Annotated in this window: 4 protein-coding genes; 1 reads left to right on the plus strand and 3 read right to left on the minus strand. The window is 41.6% G+C overall.

Annotation, left to right across the window (positions count from 1 at the left end):
* From DP116_RS26170 to DP116_RS26180, 3 genes are all read right to left on the minus strand, one after another.
* On the minus strand, positions 1–524 hold a 524-nt coding region (locus DP116_RS26170; protein WP_246275802.1), incomplete at its 3' end, for a siphovirus Gp157 family protein.
* A gap of 307 nt (positions 525–831) precedes the next feature.
* Positions 832–1,413, minus strand: a complete 582-nt coding sequence (locus DP116_RS26175) for a hypothetical protein (RefSeq protein WP_169157932.1) — start codon at positions 1,411–1,413, stop codon at positions 832–834.
* Complete coding sequence (locus DP116_RS26180) at positions 1,410–2,756, minus strand: AAA family ATPase (RefSeq protein ID WP_211173516.1); 1,347 nt, start codon at positions 2,754–2,756, stop codon at positions 1,410–1,412. Before DP116_RS26180 ends, DP116_RS26175 begins: the two co-directional genes overlap by 4 nt.
* 453 nt (positions 2,757–3,209) lie before the next feature.
* Between DP116_RS26180 and DP116_RS26185 the strand changes: the two genes are divergently transcribed.
* Positions 3,210–3,767 (plus strand): hypothetical protein, encoded by a 558-nt coding sequence (locus tag DP116_RS26185; RefSeq protein WP_169157933.1) that lies wholly within the window; start codon positions 3,210–3,212, stop codon positions 3,765–3,767.
* Positions 3,768–3,809: the final 42 nt, after the last annotated feature.

The raw sequence follows: 3,809 nt of genomic DNA on the forward strand, positions 1-3,809 counted from the left end.
GATTGTACTTTAAACCGTACCTGCTTACCGATAGTTACCTCAGCAACATTGTTGATATTTTGACCAGATTTGTAAGCTTCGATAATTGCCTTATTATTAGCTTGGTACTTGATAGTTCTAAACTCATCAGGAAAATCTTCATCATCTACTTCTAATAGTAAGTTAGCCACTTTAGGCGGGTTATCTCTAATCTCAATCACCCTTTCCTTACCGATATTTTTGTCATTGATTAATCCAATCTCGTATAAATGGATGAGGGTGCGCTTGATTTGTTCAAGTTGAGTTTTGCGGCGTGAAATTACCTGGTCGTGGAGTTCGACTACTCGTCCTTTTCTTTCCTCCCAGGTTCCAAGGTCAAGATTTAACTGGTCAACTACCCAGGCGATGGCATCGATTTTGGTTTCGATACCATCCTGAATAGTCATAAGTTCTTGTACAAGTTCCTCTACTTTACCCTCAGAGCCTAAAATGTATTTTCCGTTCCGGGCGAGCAATATGTTCACTGTTCCAGTACCAACTACCATCAGTTCGACGACAAATCTTGGTTTCTAACCAGTTGTTTGTACGAACGAGACAACCTCCATCTTTAAACTGGATAGCTGGTTTGAAACAGTTTCCGGAGGCGTTAGATACCCAGATACCAAAAACTTGCGCATTGGAATTGCATAGTCGAAGCGTGCATGTTAAGTGACTTCTACTTTTCCTGGCGTAAGCCTCCGTTGATTAGACATCTGGTGAAAAATGCCAATACCACTCTCTTGGAAGTTTAAGGTGAATAGTCAACAAGCCAAAGTATCAGAGTGGATTGCTATGTAACGGTCTGCTCATGCTTTATCCTGCTGTGTAAGAGTTAATTCGGTTTTCGAGAACAGCTATATCTTCGGGACAGAGTTGGCGAATTCGGCTGTATCGTCGCGCTGCTTCTTGGGCTAGTAACTTTCGTCCTTCACCAGGAGCATCTAAAACATTTCGTTGTGCAGCAAAGGGAAGAAAGTAAGTTTCTTTAGGATTAATTTCATTGCGGATGAATTGCCAATTCCAATCAGCAGGTAAATCATGACCAGCTAAAACCCAAACCTCAATTTCCTGCCAAGCGTTTTCTGCTAAAAGTAACCTACCACCAGTTAAAATATTTGCTGCTTGTTGCTCAATCTTATCAAGCACCCCCCTTCTTCCTTCTTTTCCATCCCGGTCTACGCAAAGTAGGAATAAGTTAACCATACCCTTGTAACGCTCAATAATTTCTGAAATCCGTTCCCATTTGAGAGCTTCATTAATGCCTCCTAAAAGTGGATCTTGACAAACTCTGACCTTGGTTTTCGGTTTTCCTAATGCTTCCATCATCGCCGTAATCATCGGCTTAAGCATATATTGGTCTTTACGAAAATCTTCTGGAATTACAAGTACATTCATTCGTTTGTTTCCTCGTCTTCCAGAAATTCCACTGCATCTTCCAACCATCCAGATTCATGGAGGCGTGCCAAGTCTTGCTCATTGATAACACGTCTTGCTTCTGGAATATCAACAATGCGTTTTATATGTGCATCAGGTTTATCCCAAAAGCGATAGGTTAATGAGGCATATTCTAATGATTGCGGACTTAAAAGTCTGAGCAACTGTGGTGAGTGAGTGGTTGCTACAATTTGGATTGTTCCTTGAGAAACTTTACGCTCGATAAGTTCAAGAAGTAGGTGTAAGCGGGTGGGGTGAATGCCGTTGTCCAGTTCTTCAAAAAAATAGAATCTTGCTGGTTCTTGTCCTAGTAAAGCAGCTATCATTGCTAGAAAACGTAACGTCCCATCTGACGCACTAATAGCAGATGTTTTTTGACTATTTTCTTCAATTAATTGAAGCAATATTTTTCCAGTAAAATCAGCAGGAAACTCAAAATCTTTAGCATCCATTGGGGTTAGTTCTTGTACCCATTGGAGAAGTGCTTGTTTACTTTCAGGGTTTTCACAAATTTCTTGCAATACAGAAGATAGGTTTTCACCCCTGTCTCCCAAGACTGTTTGTCCTGGCAAGGAAGGTAGTCGCATGGCATCTGGGCTTAAATCTAAAAACCGCATTGAACTTAGGGCGGACATTGCAGCTAGGGCTGTTTCTCTCACTGATGGTGATGGTGCAATCGCTGCAATTTGTGAAAGCACAGGGCGATAATTGGTATAAGATAAAATTGGGTCAAAAGGAGTTCCACCGCTTACTTTCACGGATAAATTATTCTGCCCTGACTCCTGATGAGATTGCGCTTCAAAAACGCTATCAGATTGCCCTGCAATTGTGAGACTTTCGGCAATAACAGTAGGGGCTTTACCGCTTGCACCAGGATTCACCTCAATCCGATAAGTTGCTTCTTGTGAGGAATCATTTTTTACCAAGGTAAATGAAACTGCTAATGCAAAAGTGGTGGATTCATCGATAAAAGTGACTTCTCGCGTTCCGCCGCGAATACCCCGCCATTGGAGAACGCCTCCTTCAATCCATTTTTCACCAAAAATTTCAGCTAGGTTGTAATTACGAGAAATACCATGAAGAAAGCGAAAGGCATCCCGAATATTGCTTTTTCCAGAGGCATTTGTCCCTACTAAAAGAGTCAAGGCACCGAGAATGAGTTCGGCATCTTTGAAATTTTTAAATCGTTCCAGACGCAGCTTTGTAAGCATAACTCCCTCAATTAAACCGCCTTTTGCTGGAAAAAAGCTGATGTCAGTGCGTTTATTGATTGCTAAATATAAATCATACTTGACGAAAGGCAATGGTGATGCACCAACTGTGGCAAAATGATCTACTAGAATTTGCTTTTCTCTATACTTAGAGAGTAACTATTTTTTAAATATGGGTATTTACGTAGCAGTTGTTGAATTGTCTCATAGGTAGTGTAAATTTGCGCTACCCATGAAACAGGGAACGGGGATCGTTCCCCCCGGTTTCCCTACTCATCTAATCTTGCTGCTGTTGGCGTTGTGCCGCTATTTCTCGTTTCACCTCTTGCACAAGGTGAATAATTTTATCCGGTGAAATCATAGCCCGCTTCGGTCAACGCTTGCTTTAATCCCTGTTCCAATTGTTTTGGTGACATCAAAGTACACTCGCAAATTGTGTTGATATGTAACAAGTTTGAGAAATTTGGACACAATTAATACTCAGTCAATTACTGTATTCCACCAAACCTTTTATAATCAGCTTGTCGATATCAATAATGATATCAAATGCCAGACCAAAAATCCCCACCAAGCTCGATGATTCGTGTGCCCGTTCCACTCATTGGGGTGGTTCGGCGACTATCAAAACTACACAGGCAGGGTCATACAATTGCCTTGCTGCAAGCCTTAGAAGAACTAATGTCAAATTTCGATATCAATAATGATATCGATGTAACAGCAGGCGATAAATCAGTCAAACAGCAAGAAGAGAGGCTTTTGAAACTGGAATCCCATCTTGCAGATCTTGGTTCTTCGGTAGAAACAAAACTAGAGGTTATTACTTTGAAGCTAGAGTTAATCGAACGGGCAATTGCCTCTGGGAGATTAAGTCACAACACTAAACCGCGAAGACTTGCGTACCCGTACCAACAAACACAAGTTGAACTACAGCCTAGGACAAACGAAAGCCTTGCCCAAAGACTTGGTGTCACAGCTCAAGGTCTCGTCGCTGAAAGAGAAAATAAGAGCGTTAAAGAATTTTTGAGTTGGTCCCGGAACCGCGATCCTATGAGTATTGCTTGGGAATGGAAAACTTCGGACGGACTGTACCACCCCCAACGCTAAAGAGTATATCTCCCGCTTCATTAATCCTTTCCAAAATTGGAC

Source organism: Brasilonema bromeliae SPC951 (assembly GCF_012912135.1).
Classification (GTDB): Bacteria; Cyanobacteriota; Cyanobacteriia; order Cyanobacteriales; family Nostocaceae; genus Brasilonema; species Brasilonema bromeliae.

Coding starts and splice junctions, on each gene's coding strand:
- DP116_RS26175 (WP_169157932.1), bottom strand. CDS start 1,413: ATGAATGTACTTGTAATTCCAGAAGATTTTCGTAAAGACCAATATATG.
- DP116_RS26185 (WP_169157933.1), top strand. CDS start 3,210: ATGCCAGACCAAAAATCCCCACCAAGCTCGATGATTCGTGTGCCCGTT.